The 17,129-nt window shown below is 70.4% G+C and carries 12 protein-coding genes; 7 read left to right on the top strand and 5 right to left on the bottom strand.

From position 1 onward, the window contains the following. Positions 1-100 precede the first annotated feature (100 nt). Positions 101-1,927: an NHL domain-containing thioredoxin family protein gene (locus LZ604_RS03655; protein ID WP_234512557.1), complete on the top strand. Its 1,827-nt coding sequence runs from the start codon at positions 101-103 to the stop codon at positions 1,925-1,927. Between the two features lie 24 nt (positions 1,928-1,951). Here the strand turns inward: LZ604_RS03655 and LZ604_RS03650 are convergent, their stop codons facing one another. The 3 genes from LZ604_RS03650 to LZ604_RS03640 form a co-directional block, all read right to left on the bottom strand. Next, positions 1,952-2,194 (bottom strand): DUF6458 family protein, encoded by a 243-nt coding sequence (locus tag LZ604_RS03650; protein WP_234512555.1) that lies wholly within the window; start codon positions 2,192-2,194, stop codon positions 1,952-1,954. Positions 2,195-2,331: 137 nt separating this feature from the next. Then, positions 2,332-3,630: a M18 family aminopeptidase gene (locus LZ604_RS03645; RefSeq protein WP_234512553.1), complete on the bottom strand. Its 1,299-nt coding sequence runs from the start codon at positions 3,628-3,630 to the stop codon at positions 2,332-2,334. Positions 3,631-3,787: 157 nt separating this feature from the next. Then, complete coding sequence (locus tag LZ604_RS03640; RefSeq protein WP_234512638.1) at positions 3,788-5,614, bottom strand: acyl-CoA dehydrogenase; 1,827 nt, start codon at positions 5,612-5,614, stop codon at positions 3,788-3,790. A gap of 143 nt (positions 5,615-5,757) precedes the next feature. Here LZ604_RS03640 and LZ604_RS03635 point away from each other — a divergent pair, with 143 nt between their 5' ends. From LZ604_RS03635 to LZ604_RS03610, 6 genes are all read left to right on the top strand, one after another. Further along, positions 5,758-6,249, top strand: a complete 492-nt coding sequence (locus tag LZ604_RS03635; RefSeq protein ID WP_234512551.1) for an SseB family protein — start codon at positions 5,758-5,760, stop codon at positions 6,247-6,249. Between the two features lie 323 nt (positions 6,250-6,572). Beyond that, positions 6,573-8,513, top strand: coding sequence for an Ig-like domain repeat protein (locus LZ604_RS03630; RefSeq protein ID WP_234512549.1), 1,941 nt, complete (start codon positions 6,573-6,575; stop codon positions 8,511-8,513). 130 nt (positions 8,514-8,643) lie between these two features. After that, complete coding sequence (locus LZ604_RS03625) at positions 8,644-9,624, top strand: pirin family protein (protein ID WP_234512547.1); 981 nt, start codon at positions 8,644-8,646, stop codon at positions 9,622-9,624. Positions 9,625-9,719: 95 nt separating this feature from the next. Beyond that, a complete protein-coding gene (locus LZ604_RS03620; protein ID WP_234512545.1) occupies positions 9,720-10,808 on the top strand; it encodes an AI-2E family transporter in 1,089 nt (362 codons plus the stop codon). A gap of 272 nt (positions 10,809-11,080) precedes the next feature. Next, positions 11,081-12,844 carry an aspartate--tRNA ligase gene (gene aspS / locus LZ604_RS03615; protein ID WP_234512543.1) on the top strand — a complete coding sequence of 588 codons (1,764 nt, stop codon included), beginning with the start codon at positions 11,081-11,083 and terminating at the stop codon, positions 12,842-12,844. Positions 12,845-13,010: 166 nt separating this feature from the next. Further along, positions 13,011-13,265: a hypothetical protein gene (locus LZ604_RS03610; protein ID WP_234512541.1), complete on the top strand. Its 255-nt coding sequence runs from the start codon at positions 13,011-13,013 to the stop codon at positions 13,263-13,265. Between the two features lie 72 nt (positions 13,266-13,337). Here LZ604_RS03610 and metG read toward each other — a convergent pair whose 3' ends face one another. Both metG and LZ604_RS03600 read right to left on the bottom strand, forming a co-directional pair. Then, on the bottom strand, positions 13,338-15,053 hold the full coding sequence (gene metG, locus LZ604_RS03605; RefSeq protein WP_234512538.1) for a methionine--tRNA ligase: 1,716 nt from the start codon (positions 15,051-15,053) through the stop codon (positions 13,338-13,340). 180 nt (positions 15,054-15,233) lie between these two features. After that, entirely contained in the window at positions 15,234-17,024 is a 1,791-nt protein-coding gene (locus tag LZ604_RS03600) for a VWA domain-containing protein (protein WP_234512536.1), read from the bottom strand. Between the last annotated feature and the right edge of the window lie 105 nt (positions 17,025-17,129).

Genomic DNA, 17,129 nt, shown 5'->3' with positions numbered 1-17,129 from the left:
CCCTCCGTGACGGCGGGTGCGCATTTCGTACGCGTACGCACCGTCACCGGGTTGTCCACAGGCTTCCCGGGCCACCGAAATCAGGTGGCACCCTTGAGCCATGAACGACTCCACACCGCGCCGCGTCCGTGTCCGCGCCCCCGAGCTGATCGGCAAGGGCGGCTGGCTGAACACCGGCGGAGAGCAATACACCCTCGCCGACCTGCGAGGACGTATCGTCATCCTCGATTTCTGGACGTTTTGCTGCATCAACTGTCTGCACGTCCTGGACGAGCTGCGGGAGCTGGAGGAGAAGCACCGCGACACCGTGGTGATCATCGGCGTGCACTCTCCGAAGTTCGTCCATGAGGCGGAACACCGGGCGGTGGTGGACGCCGTCGAGCGGTACGGGGTGGAGCACCCCGTCCTCGACGACCCGGAGCTCGCCACCTGGAAGCAGTACGCCGTCCGCGCCTGGCCGACGCTCGTCGTCATCGACCCCGAGGGGTACGTGGTCGCCCAGCACGCGGGCGAGGGCCACGCCCATGCGATAGCGCGCCTCGTCGAGGAGCTGGAACAGGAGCACGAGACGAAGGGCACCCTGCGCCGCGGCGACGGCCCCTATGTGCCGCCGGAGCCGGAGCCCACCACCCTCCGCTTCCCGGGCAAGGCGCTTCTGCTGCCGTCCGGCACCTTCCTGGTCAGCGACACCACCCGGCACCAGCTGGTGGAGCTGGCGGCGGACGGCGAGACGGTGGTACGGCGCATCGGTTCGGGTCTGCGGGGCTTCTCGGACGGTCCGGCCGGGGCGGCGACCTTCAGCGAGCCTCAGGGCCTGGCGTTGCTGGACGACGGCGCGGTGGTCGTCGCCGACACCGTGAACCACGCGCTGCGCCGCCTGGACCTGGCGACCGGGTCGGTCACCACGCTCGCGGGCACCGGCAACCAGTGGTGGCAGGGCTCGCCCACGTCCGGTCCGGCCCGGGAGGTGGACCTGTCCTCGCCGTGGGATGTCGCGGTCTTCGGCGGCCGGGTGTGGATCGCCATGGCGGGCGTGCACCAGCTGTGGGCCTACGACCCCGAGGCGGCCACGGTCGCGGTGGAGGCGGGCACCACCAACGAGGGTCTGGTGGACGGGCCGGGAGACCAGGCATGGTTCGCGCAGCCGTCGGGTCTCGCGGTGTCCGCCGACGGGGAGCGCCTGTGGCTCGCGGACTCCGAGACGAGCGCCCTGCGCTGGGTGGACCGGGACGGCGCGGTCCACACGGCGGTGGGCACGGGGCTCTTCGACTTCGGCCACCGGGACGGCGCTGCCGAACAGGCGCTGTTGCAGCACCCGTTGGGTGTGACCGCGCTGCCGGACGGCTCGGTGGCGGTCAGCGACACCTACAACCACGCGCTGCGGCGCTACGACCCGGCGACGGGCGAGGTGACGACGCTCGCGACGGACCTGCGGGAGCCGTCGGACGCGGTGCTCGCCGGCGAGGACATCGTGGTGGTGGAGTCCGCCCGTCACCGGCTGACCCGGCTGCGGCTGCCGGAGGAGGCGGTGCAGGTCGCGTCGGTCGCCCACCGCACCCAGCGCGCGGCGACCGAAGTGGCGCCCGGCAGGCTCCGGTTGGAGGTCGTCTTCCAGGCCCCGGCCGGGCAGAAGCTGGACACGCGCTACGGCCCCTCGACGCGTCTGCTGGTCTCCTCGACCCCGCCCGAGCTGCTGCTCAAGGGCGAGGGAGCCGACACGGATCTGGCGCGCGAGCTGGAGCTGAACCCGTCCATATCCGAGGGGGTGCTGCACGTCTCGGCGATGGCCGCGTCCTGCGACGACGACCCGGCGAACGAGTATCCGGCGTGCCACGTCCACCAGCAGGACTGGGGAGTCCCGGTCCGTGTCACGGAGGGCGGTGCGAACCGGCTTCCGCTGGTGCTGGCGGGCATGGACGCCGAGTAGGCGGCGGGGCGGCCGGGCGCAGGGTCAGACCCCGTACCCGCCGTAACCGTCGCCGGGACGGTGCCGTTCCTCCTCGACGACGGGGGTGGGCGGCACCACGACCCGCCTCCGGCGGTAAATGCTGCTGAACGTGGCGACCCCGATCAGTCCGACGACCATGAATATGACGCCGACCAGATGAAGGTTGACGCCCTGCATGTGCCAGTCGGTCGCGAACGCGAGGATGGCCCCCACGGCGATCAGGATGATGCATCCACCCAGGCCCATGAGTCCTGCCCTCCCTTGGGGCCGGTCCTTCCGGCCCGGAACCCGGGTACCCGGGAGTGCGGTGGGCATGCCGCGTGATCGCACGGGCGCACGAGTGACGCGCCTGCAGGAGCGGACCGCCGGGGCGGCGGCGCGCGTCAGCCCTCCAGGAACGCCACCAGCGCGTTCGCCAGCAGGTACGGGTCGTCCGCGGCGCACAGTTCGCGGGCGCTGTGCATCGAGAGGATCGCCGTGCCGATGTCGACCGTCTTGATGCCGTGGCGGGCCGCCGTGATGGGGCCGATGGTCGTGCCGCAGGGCATCGCGTTGTTCGAGACGAAGGACTGGAAGGGAACGTTCGCCTTCTCGCAGGCGGCAGCGAAGATCGCGCGGCCCGAACCGTCCGTGGCATAGCGGTTGTTGACGTTCACCTTGAGGAGCGGGCCGCCTCCCGCCCGCGGGTGGTGGGTCGGGTCGTGGCGCTCCGGGTAGTTGGGGTGGACGGCGTGCCCGGTGTCGGAGGACAGACAGACCGAGCCGGCGAAGGCCCGCGCCCGGTCCTCGTAGGCACCGCCCCGGGCGAACACCGAGCGCTCCAGCACGGACCCGAGCAGCGGGCCGTCGGCGCCGGTGTCGGACTGGGAGCCGTTCTCCTCGTGGTCGAAGGCCGCGAGCACCGGGACGACGGACAGCGCGGTGCCGGAGCCGGCGACGGCCGCGAGCGCCGCGGTGGCCGCGTGCACGGAGAGCAGGTTGTCCATCCGCGGGCCCGCCACCAGCTCCTTGTCCCGGCCGAGATAGGCGGGTGGCTCCACCGAGTGGGTCATCAGGTCCCAGCCCGTCACCTCGCCCGGGGCCACGCCCAGCTCCTGCTCCAGGAACGCGATGAGATCGCCGTCACGGACGTCCTCGCCCAGGCCCCAGACGGGCTGAAGATGACGCTGCTTGTCCAGCTTCAGCCCCTCGGTGGAGACCGAGCGGTCCAGGTGCACGGCCAGCTGGGGCACGCGCAGCAGCGGCCTGTCGACGTTCACGAGGCGCGTGGAGCCGTCGCGCAGGGACAGCCGGCCCGACAGGCCCAGGTCGCGGTCCAGCCAGGAGTTGAGCAACGGGCCGCCGTAGATCTCGACCGCGATCTGCCGCCAGCCGTGGGCGCCGCTGTCCGGCCGCGGCTTCACCCGCAGGTTCGGGGAGTCGGTGTGCGCGCCCACGATCCGGAACGGAGTGTGCGGATCGGCGCCCTCCGGGACGTACCAGGCGACGATCGCGCCGCCGCGGAGCACGTACTTGCCGCCGCTGGTCCCATCCCACGCGTCCGTCTCCGCGACCTGCCGGAAGCCGGCCTTCTCCAGCCGCTCGGCGGCCTGTGCCACGGCGTGGTACGGCGACGGACTGGCGGCCAGGAAGGACATGAGGTCGTCGGTGTGGCCGCGGTCGAAGCGAGGGCTTGTGCTCATGGGTTCACCTTAACGACGGGCGAGGGCCCGCTCCCGGTGATGGGAGCGGGCCCTCGTAAGGAGGATGTGGAGGTTGGAGAGCGCCGACCGGGCCGACCAGGCGGAACAGGGCCCGGCCAGGCCCCGCGGGCAGCGGCGTCCCCAGCCCGGCCGCGTCCTAGAACGCGGCCTCGTCCAGCTCCATGAGGTCCAGGTCGACGCCCTCGGCCACCTTGCGGGCCAGGGTCACGCCCGGCAGGACGTTGGCCGCGAAGAACTTCGCCGCCGCGATCTTGCCGGTGTAGAACGCCTTGTCCTTCGCGGAGGCCGTCTGGAGCTTCTCGGCGGCGATCGCGGCACCCTTCAGCAGCAGGTAGCCGACGACCACGTCACCGGAGGCCAGCAGCAGGCGGCTGGTGTTCAGGCCCACCTTGTAGATGTTCTTGACGTCCTGCTCGGTGGCCGCGAGGTCGGTGAGCATCAGGCCGACGATGGCCTCCAGCTCGACGGCCGCCTTGGCGAGGTGCTCCCGCGCCGGGGCCAGCTCCTCGCCGCCGGTGCCGATGGCCAGGAACTTCTTGATGTCCTCGGCGAGCGAGTTCAGCGCGGCGCCCTGGTTGCGGACGATCTTCCGGAAGAAGAAGTCCTGGCCCTGGATCGCGGTCGTGCCCTCGTAGAGGGTGTCGATCTTGGCGTCGCGGATGTACTGCTCGATCGGGTACTCCTGCAGGAAGCCGGAGCCGCCGAAGGTCTGGAGCGACTGGGCGAGCTGCTCGTAGCCCTTCTCGGAGCCGTAGCCCTTGACGATCGGCAGGAGCAGGTCGTTCAGAGCGTGCTCGGTGGAGGCGTCCTCGCCGTTCGCCTCCTTGATCGCGATCGCGTCCTGGACGGAGGCGGTGTAGAGGACGAGGGCGCGCATGCCCTCCGCGTACGCCTTCTGCGTCATCAGCGAGCGGCGCACGTCGGGGTGGTGGGTGATGGTGACCTTGGGCGCGGTCTTGTCCATGAAGTTGGCCAGGTCCGGACCCTGGACGCGCTCCTTGGCGTACTCCAGGGCGTTCAGGTAGCCGGTGGACAGGGTGGAGATCGCCTTCGTGCCGACCATCATGCGGGCGAACTCGATGATGCGGAACATCTGGCGGATGCCCTCGTGCTTGTCGCCGATCAGCCAGCCCTTGGCGGGGTGGCGGTCGCCGAAGGTCATCTCGCAGGTGTTGGAGGCCTTCAGGCCCATCTTGTGCTCGACGTTGGTGGCGTAGACGCCGTTGCGCTCGCCCAGCTCGCCGGTCTCGAAGTCGAAGAGGTACTTCGGGACGAGGAAGAGGGACAGGCCCTTGGTGCCGGGGCCGGCGCCCTCGGGACGGGCGAGGACGTAGTGGAGGATGTTCTCCTCCATGTCGTGCTCACCGGAGGTGATGAAGCGCTTCACACCCTCGATGTGCCAGGAGCCGTCCTCCTGCTGGATCGCCTTGGTGCGGCCGGCGCCGACGTCCGAGCCGGCGTCCGGCTCGGTGAGCACCATGGTGGAGCCCCAGGTCTTCTCGACGGCTATCCGAGCGATCTTCTTCTGGACCTCGTTGCCCTCGTCGAAGAGGATCCCGGCGAAGGCCGGGCCGGAGGAGTACATCCACACGGCAGGGTTCGAGCCGAGGATCAGCTCCGCGTACGCCCAGATCAGCGACGGCGGCGCGGTGGTGCCGCCGATCTCCTCCGGCAGGCCGAGGCGCCAGTACTCGGAGTCCATGAAGGCCTTGTAGCTCTTCTTGAAGGACTCGGGGACGGGCGCGGTGTTCGTCTCGGGGTCGAAGACCGGTGGGTTGCGGTCGGCGTCCGCGAAGGACTCCGCCAGCTCGTTCTCCGCGAGGCGGGTCAGCTCTTCGAGGACGCTCTTGGCGGTGTCCGTGTCCATCTCCGCGAACGGGCCGGTGCCGTACAGCTTGTCGCGGCCGAGCACCTCGAAGAGGTTGAACTCGATGTCGCGGAGATTCGACTTGTAGTGCCCCATGGCGACGGCTCCGTAGAGAGATCGGCGAGGCACTGTCTCCTCGCATCCGGTTCGCGTACTGACGAGTAGCACCGATGATGCTACCCGTCGGTAATAAGAATCAACCCCTCATGGCCCATATGTGGCCCACTACTCTTTGGGGCATGTACGGCTACCAGAACGCGGGCGCGCAGCAGCAGTACGCCTCGCCGCAGCAGCAGATGCCCGGGCAGCAGATGCCGGGCGGGCAGATGCCCGGCGGATACGGCCAGCAGCCTCCGCTGTATCCCGAGCCGTCGCCGCCGTCGCTCGCGGACGCGGTCCGCGCGTTCACCACGGGGTCGATGTCCGCCGAGGACTTCCAGCAGATCTTCGCCACGTCCAAGGTGTACTGCCCGCGCGGTGACAACCCCGGGTTCCTGGCGCTGCACAACACCCAGCAGCCGGTGATCCCGATGTTCACCTCGCTCAAGGAACTGCGGCGGTACGCGGGCAAGGAGTCGAAGTACTTCGTGATCACCGGTGCCGAGGTGATCGATCTGCTGCCGACGGGGTACGGGTTCGTCCTCGACATGGAGGGGGAGCACCGGATGGTGTTCGACGCGAAGGCGGTCGAGCAGATGGTGGAGTTCGCGATGCGGCGGATGTACGGCTAGACACTCTCGCTTCGCGGACGACTGGACGCTGTTGCCGCACTGACGGCCGACGGGCCGACGGGCCCACGGGCCCACGGGCCACGGGCCGACGGCCTGGCGGCTCACCGCTGACCGGGCCGAGCGGCCCGTTGCCCCGGTAACGCCCCCCGGAAATCCCCGCGTCAATCCCCGCGTCTCTTGTCACAGCCATGCCATAGAGTTGCCCCCGGCAGCCGCGCCCCGCACGGCACCGCCCTCACGCGGCGGTCGCGTCCGGGTGTCGCGCGGCGCTCTCATCTCCCGGCGACCCCGGGATTTCTTGTGGGGGTTTCATCACTGTGCGCATGCGCAGCACTTCGGCCGCGACGGCGCTCGCGGTGCTCTTCGGCTCGGTCGCGCTGAGCGTCGCCGCGGCGGGCTCCGCCTCGGCCGAGCCGGCCGTTCTCACCCAGCCGGTCGGCCTCCTCGCGGACGCGGCCCTGCACCGTGTCTTCGTCGCCGACCAGGACAACGGGCGGATCCTGGCCACCGACTACAACGGCACCCTGGTCGACCTGAACGTCGGTTTCGGCCGCCCCGGCGACCTCGCGCTCTCCGACGACGGCCTCACCCTGTACGCGTCCCTGCCGACCAGCCACGAGATCGTGGCCCTGGACGCGGCCACCCTGGAGGTCAAGACCCGCTACGGCCTCGGTGCCGGCACCGACCCGCGCGAGGTCGCCTTCGCGGGCGGCCGGCTCTGGTTCTCGTACCGGATCACGGGTGACGACGGACTGTTCCACGGCAACCTGGGTTCCATCGACCCCGCCGCCACCGACACGGCCGCCGCGGTGGCCCTCGGACAGCTCCCGGACACGGTCGCCCCGTACTACAACGCGGCGATCCTCGACGCCGATCCGTCCGTGCCCGGTCTGCTGTCCGTCGCCGACAGCGGCGACAGCCCGGGCGCGCTGAACGTGCTCGACGTCTCCGGGACCACCCCGAAGGTGGTCGCCAAGAGCGAGGGCGGGCAGTACTTCGGCGACGTCGACCTCGTGCCCGGCGGCTCCCAGGTGCTGTTGAACGGCTCCCGGAAGCTGTCGTACGCCGACGGGACCTTCGCGGAGGCAGGGAGCCTCACGGAGACGGGCTGGTCCGGCGATGTCTCGCCGAGTGGTCTGATCGCCCAGGCCTACGACCGTCATGTGTCCGTCTACAAGGCGGGCGCCGGCGCTCCGGTGCGCCGCTTCGATGTGGGGACGTCCGGCATCGGCGAGGTGGCCTGGGCACCCGACTCCTCGCGGCTGTTCGCCCTGGCCGGTACGGGTGGCACCTACACCCTCAAGGCGTTCGCCGGCCCGACGCTCAGCGTGCCGACCCTCAGAGTCGATGCGCCCGCCTCCGCGACCCGCGCCAAGCGGCTCACGGTCAAGGGCAGGATCACGGCGAGCGTGCCGCTCCCGGCGGGCGCGAAGCTCGCGGTCACCCGCATCGACCTGGACAGCCCCGGCGGCAGGGCGCTCCCGGCCGTCACGGTGCAGGCGGACGGCACCTACTCCTTCACGGACACCCCGCCGGCCGGCGGCACGGTCACGTACAAGGTCGGCTACGCGGGCGACGCCGAGCACACGCCGGCCGGCGCCTTTGACAAGGTCGAGGTCTCCCGCGCCACGACGGCGCTGACCGTGAACAACGACGGCAAGCTGTACGACTACGGCGCCGATGTGAAGTTCACGGCGCACCTCGGCACGACGTACAAGAACCGCAAGGTCGAGATCTACGCGGACCCCTTCGGATCGGACAAGCCGAAAAAGCTGGTGAAGTCCGGCACCGTCAACAGCAGCGGCAACCTGTCCGTGACCCTGGACATGACCCGCGACACGGCCGTGACCGCGGTCTTCGCGGGCGACTCCCGGTACAAGCCGAGGACGGCGAAGGTCACGGCGTACGCCCGGGTCAGGGTCTCCACGGCCGTCTCCGGGCACTACAAGACGGCCAGAATCGGCTCGACGTCGTACTACTGGTTCCACAAGAACACCGACCCGCTGCTCACCACGAGCATGACGTACTACCCGGGTCGCCGGCAGCGCTTCGACCTGCAGGTCTACTACCAGGGCCGGTGGTACTCGGCCGACTCCCAGTACTTCGCGGTCGGCGCGAACGGCAAGTCGGCCGTGCGTCTGGAGGCGCCCGGCGAGTCCGGGATCAGGGCGCGGATGCGGTCGGTGTACGTCAACGGATCGTCCGGTGACAGTGTGAACTCCACGACGTACGGGGCCTGGAAGTACCTGTACTTCAGCAACTGAAGCGGCCGAAGCTGCTGACACACTCACGCGGCGACGGAAGCCCGGAGGGAACGCCCTCCGGGCTTTCTGCGTTCGGGGGTGGCAGAAAGTTCAACGGTCAACTAAAGTGTGAGTACAAGGAGGTACCGACATGCCTGCAGTGACCGTAGAGAACCCGCTGACCCTGCCCCGCGTGGTCGCGTCGGCCGACGCGGTGTCCCGTCCCGTGCTCGGTGTCACGACCGCGCCCAGCGGCTTCGAGGGCGAGGGCTTCCCGGTCCGCCGGGCGTTCGCCGGGATCCACTACCGCCACCTCGACCCGTTCATCATGATGGATCAGATGGGCGAGGTGGAGTACGCGCCGGGCGAGCCCAAGGGCACGCCCTGGCACCCCCATCGTGGCTTCGAAACCGTCACCTACATCATCGACGGCGTCTTCGACCACCAGGACTCCCACGGTGGTGGCGGCACCATCACCAACGGCGACACCCAGTGGATGACCGCGGGCTCGGGCCTCCTGCACATCGAGGCTCCCCCGGAGTCGCTCGTCGTGTCCGGCGGCCTGTTCCACGGCATCCAGCTCTGGGTCAACCTGCCCGCCAAGGACAAGATGATGGCCCCGCGCTACCAGGACATCCGCGGCGGCCAGGTCCAGCTGCTGACGACCCCCGACGGCGGCGCGCTGATCCGCGTCATCGCCGGTGAGCTGGACGGCCACCAGGGCCCCGGCGTCACGCACACGCCGATCACCCTGATCCACGCCACCGTGGCACCGGGCGCCGAGGTCACCCTGCCCTGGCGCGAGGACTTCAACGGCCTCGCGTACGTCCTGGCGGGCCGCGGCAGCGTCGGTACCGAGCGCCGCCCGATCCGCCTCGGCCAGACCGCCGTGTTCGGCGCGGGCTCCTCGATCACCGTCCGCGCCGACGAGAAGCAGGACTCCCACACGCCCGACCTCGAGGTCATCCTGCTGGGCGGACAGCCGATCCGTGAGCCCATGGCGCACTACGGCCCGTTCGTGATGAACACCCGCGAGGAGCTGCAGCAGGCCTTCGAGGACTTCCAGAAGGGGCGTCTCGGCACCATCCCGGCGGTGCACGGGATGAGCGAGAGCGGTCCGCAGGGGGCCTGACCAGCCGCTCCGCACCGCTGTCCGGTCCGATACCGCGTCACCCGGGCGGGCTGTCCACACAGGACAGCCCGCCCTTCGCGTGATCGGCTGGGAGGATGCAGCTCCTTCCCGACCCCGTACGCCGGCTCGCCGCGTGGTGTGCCGCCGTCCTGCTGGTCGCCGGGGTCGTCTGGATCGTGATCCGGCTGTGCGGGCAGTTCCGTACGGCCGTCGTGCCCGTGCTGCTCGCGCTGCTCGGCACCGCGCTGCTCGGGCCGCTGCACCGGTGGCTCGTGCGGGCCGGTGTGCACCGGTCGCTCGCGGCCGGTATCACCTGCGTCGCCGTGGTGACCGTGGTCGGCGGGGCCGTGTACATCGTCGTCAGCGCGCTCGTCGACACCGGCGACCAGATCCTGTCCTCGCTCAAGCGGGCCGCGAAGTCGGTCACGACGTACTTCGGGGCGGCCGGCACCTCACTGGACGACCTGGCCACCAGCTCCAAAGGCCTGTTCTCCAAGTTCGCGGGCACCGCCGCCTCCAATGTGATCAGCGGGGTCAGCGTCGTCGCCGAGTACATCGCCATGGCCGTACTGGCCCTGCTGCTCGTCTTCTTCTTCCTGCGCGACTCCCACCGCGTGGCGCACCAGCTGCGCTCGCTCGCCCCGCGCGGCACCGCCGACACCATCGAGGCCGTGGCGCGGCGCGCCTTCGCGGCCGTCGAGGGGTTCATGCGCGGCACCACCGTCATCGCGCTCATCGACGCGACACTGACCACCGTCGGACTGCCGGTCCTGCGCGTGCCGGGGGCGATCGGGCTGGGCGCGCTCGTCTTCGTCGGCGCCTACATCCCCTACCTCGGCGCCTTTCTCTCGGGCGCGGTCGCGGTCCTGGTCGCCCTCGCGGACCGCGGGCTGGTCATCGCCCTGTGGGCGCTCGGTGTCGTCGTCGCGGTGCAGGTGCTGGACGGGCACGTGCTGCAACCGGTGGTGCAGAGCCGGACCGTGAGGATGCATCCGGCCGCGGTGCTGCTCGCGCTCACCGCGGGGGCGTCGGTCGCCGGGATCCTCGGGATGCTGCTGGCGGTGCCGCTGACCGCGGCGGCGTTCGGTGTCGGCCACGAGCTGCGGACGCGGTACGGTCCCGGGGACGAACCGGGATCGGCACGCCCGGGACCGGACGGCCGGGGGGAGCAACCGGGCGCGTGACGCAGGCCGGTCGCTACGGCGGCCAGGACGCCCCCGCGCGGCGGGCGGGGCTCACCAGCGCCCATCGCCCCGCTGCGGGAAGAGCCGATCGAAGGGTGCCACCGAAGGTGACAGGGCCCTCACGGACGTCTTCGCGGAGCGTCGCCCCTAATGAGGGAGAGGCGATGTCGGGGCGGCCGGTACCCTTGGTAGGTCCGGGCCGCTGGCCGCCCGGAGGCGCCGGGGCGAGCGACCCCGGGAAGACCCGACCCGCGAAGACTGGATGAACGACGATGCATCGGTACAGGTCCCACACCTGCGGCGAGCTCCGCGCCTCTGACGTCGGCAGCGACGTCCGGCTGAGCGGCTGGCTGCACAATCGGCGCGACCTGGGCGGCATCCTCTTCATCGATCTGCGCGACCACTACGGCATCACGCAGCTCGTCGCCCGCCCCGGCACGCCCGCGTACGAGGCGCTCGACAAGCTCTCCAAGGAGACGGTCGTCCGTGTCGACGGCACGGTCGTCTCCCGCGGCACGGAGAACGTGAACCCGGACCTGCCGACCGGCGAGATCGAGATCGAGGTCGGCGAGGTCGAGGTGCTGGGCGCCGCGGCCCCGCTCCCCTTCACGATCAACACCGAGGACGGGGTGAACGAGGAGCGGCGACTGGAGTACCGCTTCCTGGACCTGCGCCGCGAGCGCATGCACCGCAACATCCTGCTGCGTACCTCGGTGATCTCGGCCATCCGCCACAAGATGGCGGCGATGGGCTTCAACGAGATGGCGACCCCGATCCTCAGCGCCACCTCTCCCGAGGGCGCCCGCGACTTCGTCGTCCCCTCCCGTCTGAACCCGGGCAAGTTCTACGCGCTGCCGCAGGCGCCGCAGCAGTTCAAGCAGCTGCTGATGATCTCCGGCTTCGACCGCTACTTCCAGATCGCGCCCTGCTTCCGTGACGAGGACGCCCGCGCGGACCGCTCGCCGGGCGAGTTCTACCAGCTCGACGTCGAGATGAGCTTCGTCGAGCAGGAGGACGTCTTCCAGCCGATCGAGAAGCTCATGACCGAGATCTTCGAGGAGTTCGGCCGAGGCCGTCACGTCACCTCGCCCTTCCCGCGGATCCCGTTCCGCGAGGCGATGCTCAAGTACGGCTCCGACAAGCCGGACCTGCGCGCCAAGCTGGAGCTCGTCGACATCACCGATGTCTTCGAGGGCTCGGAGTTCAAGGCCTTCGCGGGCAGGCACGTGCGTGCACTGCCGGTGCCGGCCGTGCAGGACCAGCCCCGGAAGTTCTTCGACCAGCTCGGTGAGTACGCCGTCTCGCTGGGCGCCAAGGGCCTGGCCTGGGTGCGCGTCACCGAGGACGGTTCGCTGACCGGCCCAATCGCGAAGTTCCTGACCGAGGAGAACGTCGCGGAGCTGACGAAGCGGCTCCAGCTGGCCGCCGGGCACGCCGTCTTCTTCGGGGCCGGCGAGTTCGACGAGGTCTCGAAGATCATGGGCGCGGTGCGGGTGGAGGCCGCCAAGCGGGCCGGCCACTTCGAGGAGGGCGTCTTCCGCTTCTGCTGGATCGTCGACTTCCCGATGTACGAGAAGGACGAGGAGACCGGCAAGATCGACTTCTCGCACAACCCGTTCTCGATGCCGCAGGGCGGCCTGGAGGCGCTTGAGACCCAGGACCCGCTGGACATCCTGGGCTGGCAGTACGACATCGTCTGCAACGGTGTCGAGCTGTCCTCCGGCGCCATCCGGAACCACGAGCCGGAGATCATGCTCAAGGCCTTCGAGATCGCGGGCTACGACCGTGAGACCGTCGAGGAGCAGTTCGCCGGAATGCTCCGCGCGTTCCGCTTCGGCGCCCCGCCGCACGGCGGTATCGCGCCGGGTGTCGACCGCATCGTGATGCTGCTGGCCGACGAGCCGAACATCCGCGAGACCATCGCGTTCCCGCTCAACGGCAACGCGCAGGACCTGATGATGGGCGCGCCGACGGAGCTGCCGGAGGAGCGGCTGAGGGAGCTGCACCTGTCGGTGCGGAAGCCGCAGCCGAAGTAGGAGCGGGGCCGCGCGGTGCGGTGAGCGCCGCGGGTACGGTGGCTCGGGACCGGTGATCGGTTCCGGGCCACTTTCGCGTCTGCCGCGGGACCCGGGCTTCACGGCAATCCGACGCGCCGCAGGCCGGTGACGCACGACCGGCGTCCCCCTGGTCCTGAAGCCGGAGGTGATCGACGCCGAGGGGGTGAGCGGAGGTCCCGGTGACACCCCGGCGGAGCGTCCGGCCTACCTCGCGGACCAGGTGCAGGACTGGGAGGTGGGGGCTCTGTGCACCGAGGGCGTCCCGGCGGTCTGGCCGCACTGCCCGGCGCACCCGGACGCGCATCCGCTGACCGCGACGGTGGTACGGGACGAGGCCGTCTGGACATGCCCGAGGAGCGGGGAGACCGTCGCGCCCGTCGGAGGGCTCGAGGACCTGTAGCGGCGCCGGGGCCCGGGAAGCCGGACGCTTCCCGGGCCTGTGCCGTGTGCGGGCGGTGCTCCTTGCGTCGAGTTACTCCGACTCGCCGCCGAAGCGCTCCTTGTACCCGGTCAGGTCGTCGTCCGTCAGCTTCGCGAACAGCACCGGGGGAACCGTGAAGGGCGTGCCGGCCGCGACCGTGGTGAGGGACTTCGCCTTCTCCTGCGTCACCCACGTGGCCGTGTCGTCCTTCAGGTCGAAGGCCGCGCGCATGGCCGCCGAGGACGTCGGGATGAACGGTTCCGAGACCACCGCGTAGAGGTGGATCAGGTTCATCGCCGTGCGCAGGGTGAGGGCCGCCCCCTCCTTGTTGGTCTTGATCTCCAGCCAGGGGGCCTTCTCCTCCAGATAGGAGTTGCCGGCCGACCACAGGGCGCGCAGCGCGGCCGCCGCCTTGCGGAACTGGATGGCCTCCATGTGCTCCTCGTACTCCGCGAGGAGGCGTGCGATCTCCTCACCGAGCCGCGCCTCCGCCTCGCCCGGCTCGCCGCCCTCCGGTACCGCGTCGCCGAAGCGCTTGCGGGAGAAGGACAGCACCCGGTTGACGAAGTTGCCCAGGGTGTCCGCGAGGTCCTTGTTCACCGTGGCCGTGAAGTGCTCCCAGGTGAAGGACGTGTCGTCCGACTCCGGCGCGTTCGCCATCATGAAGTAACGCCAGTAGTCGGCGGGCAGGATCTCCAGCGCGTCGTGCGTGAAGACACCGCGCTTCTGCGAGGTGGAGAACTTGCCGCCGTAGTAGTTGAGCCAGTTGAAGGCCTTGATGACGTCGACCTTCTTCCACGGCGAGCGGGTGCCCAGCAGGGTCGCCGGGAACATCACGCTGTGGAAGGGCACGTTGTCCTTGCCCATGAACTGGGTGTAGCGGACGTCGGCCTCCGACTCCCACCACCACGAACGCCAGTCCCGGTTCTCCGGGTCCTGGTCCGCCCACTCCTTCGTCGCGCCGATGTACTCGATCGGGGCGTCGAACCAGACGTAGAAGACCTTGCCCTCGGCGGCCAGTTCGGGCCAGGTGTCGGCCGGGACGGGGACACCCCAGTCCAGGTCACGGGTGATGGCACGGTCGTGCAGGCCCTCGGTGAGCCACTTGCGGGCGATCGAGGAGGCCAGCACCGGCCAGTTGTCGGCGCGCTCGTCGACCCATGCCTCGACCTCTCCGGCCAGCGCGGACTGGAGGAGGAAGAGGTGCTTGGTCTCGCGGACCTCGAGGTCGCTGCTGCCGCTGATGGCCGAGCGCGGGTCGATCAGGTCCGTGGGGTCGAGGACGCGGGTGCAGTTCTCGCACTGGTCGCCGCGGGCCTTGTCGTATCCGCAGTGCGGGCAGGTGCCGATGATGTACCGGTCGGGCAGGAAGCGGCCGTCGGCGTTCGAGTACACCTGGCGGATGGCCCGCTCCTCGATGAACCCGTTCGCCTTGAGCTCGCGGGCGATCTCCTGCGTGATCTCGCGGTTCTGCGGGGACGAGCTGCGGCCGAAGTAGTCGAACGCCAGGTTGAAACCGTCGTACACCGCCTTCTGCGCGTCGTGCGCCTCGGCGCAGAACTCGTCGACCGGCAGGCCCAGCTCCTTGGCCGCCAGCTCGGCAGGGGTGCCGTGCTCGTCGGTCGCGCAGATGAAGAGGACGTCGTGGCCGCGCTGGCGCAGATAACGGGAGTACACGTCCGCCGGGAGCATGGACCCCACCATGTTGCCCAGGTGCTTGATCCCGTTGATGTACGGAAGGGCGCTGGTGATGAGGTGTCGAGCCATCGCGGGCTGCTCCCAAGTCGCTACGTGGGGTGATGATCGTCGGTTTCCGGACCGTCTGTCATCGTCTACGAACCTTGAAATCGTAGCCGACATGGGTACGCCGCCCGCTTCTCGTTTTGCGGGGTGAGAAGCGGGCGGCGTCGGTTGCCGCGGTTGCCGTGCGGCAGGGATGCCGGACTCTTACGGGCGCCAGTTCGCCAGTACGCCCTCGTAGACCTCCGTGTCCGTGAGTTCGCGCGGGGTCTCGCCGGCCAGGAAATGGGCCGTGTTGTCCGTCTTGAGCTTGCGGAGGTAGTCGAAGGCCTTGTTCTCCGGGTCGCCGAACGCGATGAAGGAGAAGAAGACGGCGGGGTGGCTCTTCGCGGCGTCCGTGAGGGACTGGGTGGCGGGGGTCTTCGCGTCCGGGGCGCCGTCCGTCTGGAAGATCACCAGGGCGGGGAGGGCGGGGTCCGCTGACTTGTCGTGGTGGCCCGTGACGGCCTCCACCGCCGCGTGGTAGCTCGTACGGCCCATGCGGCCGAGGCCCGCGTGGAGGTCGTCGACCTTGTTCTCGTACTCCGCGAGGGTCAGCTCTCCGGTGCCGTCCAGCTCGGTGGAGAAGAAGACCACGTGCACCGTGGCCTCGGGGTCGAGGTGGGCGGCGAGGGCGAGGGCCTGCTCGCCGAGCGCCTGCGCGGAGCCGTCCTTGTAGTACGGGCGCATGGAGGCGGAACGGTCCAGCACGAGGTAGACCTTGGCCCGGGTGCCGGTGAGGCCGTGCGTGTCGAGGACGGTGGCGGCGGCCTTGTAGGCGGTGACGAGACCGGGGGCGCGGGACTTCACGCGAGCGAGGCTCAGAGCGGGCTTCGCATCGGCTGCGCCGTCGGTGTCCGCCGGGGCCTCGGCCGCGTCGTCGGCGGCGGCGACCGGCTCGGGGGCGGGGGCGGTGGTCGCCGCCTCCGGCTCCTCGGCGGCCTCGGGCTCCGGGCTCGGCTCGGGGGTGGTCTCGGCGACGGGCTCGGGGACCGTCTCGGCGACGGGCTCGGGGCTCGGCTCGGGGACCGTCTCGGCGACGGGCTCGGGGGTGGTCTCGGCGACCGCTTCCGGCCTGGGCTCGGATTCCTTCGCGGGCGCGGGGTCCGTGGCCGTCGGCTCCGCCTCCGACGTGACCTCGGCGGGCGCCTCGGTCTCGGCCTCGGGGTCCGCGGCCTTCGGCTGCGGGGCGGCCTCCGGTTCCGGGGCGGCCTCCGGTTCCACTTCCGCGGCCGGCTGGGGCTCCGCGGCAGCTTCCGGCTCATGGGTAGCTTCCGGCTCCGCGGCAGCCTCCGGCTCCGCGGTCTCGGTGGTCACCTCGGTGACAGCCTCGCCTTCGGGCTTCGCACCCTCGGGCTTCTCCTCCTCCGCCGGCTCGGCCTCTGCCGCCGGCTCGGCCTCCGGCGCGTGCTCCGGCTGGGGCTCGGCCGTAGCCTCGGGCTCGGGCTCCTTGTCGGCCGTCGGCTCGGCTTCGGTTGCGGTCTGCGGCTGGGGCTTCTCCTCCGCGACCGGCTGGGGCTCGGCCGTAGCCTCGGGCTCGGGCTCCTTGTCGGCCGTCGGCTCGGCTTCGGTTGCGGTCTCCGGCTCGGGCTTCCCCTCCGCGACCGGTTCCGGCTGGGCTGCGACCTCCGGCTGGGGCTTGTCCTCCGCGACCGGCTCGGGCTTGTCCTCCGCAGCCGACCGTTCCGGCTTCTGCTCGGCCGTGGGGGCGGCTTCCTCCTTCGGGCTCGCCTGCCTCGGTACCGTCACGTTGTCGAACGCCGCCGACACCAGATCGTGATCGTCGTCCCGGCCCGACTGCTGAGCGGGGACCTCCGCCGACGCCGGCGGCTCGGCGGTGTCCGTGGCGACCGCCGCGGTTTCCGAGGCCGCCGCCGTCTCCCGCGAGGGCTCCCCCTCGGCGGTGCGACCCTTGCGTGAGCGGCCGAACGCATTCCGCAGGAGAGTGAGAATGCCCATGTGCGCAACCCTTCGCGTGAGTTGATGCCCGTCAATCCCTGGCCAGGACGGACACGTAAGGTTAGCCGCCGAAGACGCCGATCTTGGGCAGGGTCCGGCCATCGG

The sequence above is a fragment of the Streptomyces glomeratus genome (assembly GCF_021462825.1).
In the GTDB taxonomy this organism is placed as follows: Bacteria; Actinomycetota; Actinomycetes; order Streptomycetales; family Streptomycetaceae; genus Streptomyces; species Streptomyces glomeratus.
The sequence above is the reverse complement of the archived record's forward strand: the minus strand, read 5'-3'. Positions and strand labels throughout refer to the sequence as shown.

Excerpts from the sequence above, each read along its gene's own strand:
- LZ604_RS03655 (WP_234512557.1), top strand. The coding sequence starts at position 101 with ATGAACGACTCCACACCGCGCCGCGTCCGTGTCCGCGCCCCCGAGCTG.
- LZ604_RS03635 (WP_234512551.1), top strand. The coding sequence starts at position 5,758 with ATGTACGGCTACCAGAACGCGGGCGCGCAGCAGCAGTACGCCTCGCCG.
- LZ604_RS03640 (WP_234512638.1), bottom strand. The coding sequence starts at position 5,614 with ATGGGGCACTACAAGTCGAATCTCCGCGACATCGAGTTCAACCTCTTC.
- LZ604_RS03650 (WP_234512555.1), bottom strand. The coding sequence starts at position 2,194 with ATGGGCCTGGGTGGATGCATCATCCTGATCGCCGTGGGGGCCATCCTC.
- LZ604_RS03600 (WP_234512536.1), bottom strand. The coding sequence starts at position 17,024 with ATGGGCATTCTCACTCTCCTGCGGAATGCGTTCGGCCGCTCACGCAAG.
- aspS (WP_234512543.1), top strand. The coding sequence starts at position 11,081 with ATGCATCGGTACAGGTCCCACACCTGCGGCGAGCTCCGCGCCTCTGAC.
- LZ604_RS03625 (WP_234512547.1), top strand. The coding sequence starts at position 8,644 with ATGCCTGCAGTGACCGTAGAGAACCCGCTGACCCTGCCCCGCGTGGTC.
- LZ604_RS03620 (WP_234512545.1), top strand. The coding sequence starts at position 9,720 with ATGCAGCTCCTTCCCGACCCCGTACGCCGGCTCGCCGCGTGGTGTGCC.
- LZ604_RS03645 (WP_234512553.1), bottom strand. The coding sequence starts at position 3,630 with ATGAGCACAAGCCCTCGCTTCGACCGCGGCCACACCGACGACCTCATG.
- metG (WP_234512538.1), bottom strand. The coding sequence starts at position 15,053 with ATGGCTCGACACCTCATCACCAGCGCCCTTCCGTACATCAACGGGATC.
- LZ604_RS03630 (WP_234512549.1), top strand. The coding sequence starts at position 6,573 with ATGCGCAGCACTTCGGCCGCGACGGCGCTCGCGGTGCTCTTCGGCTCG.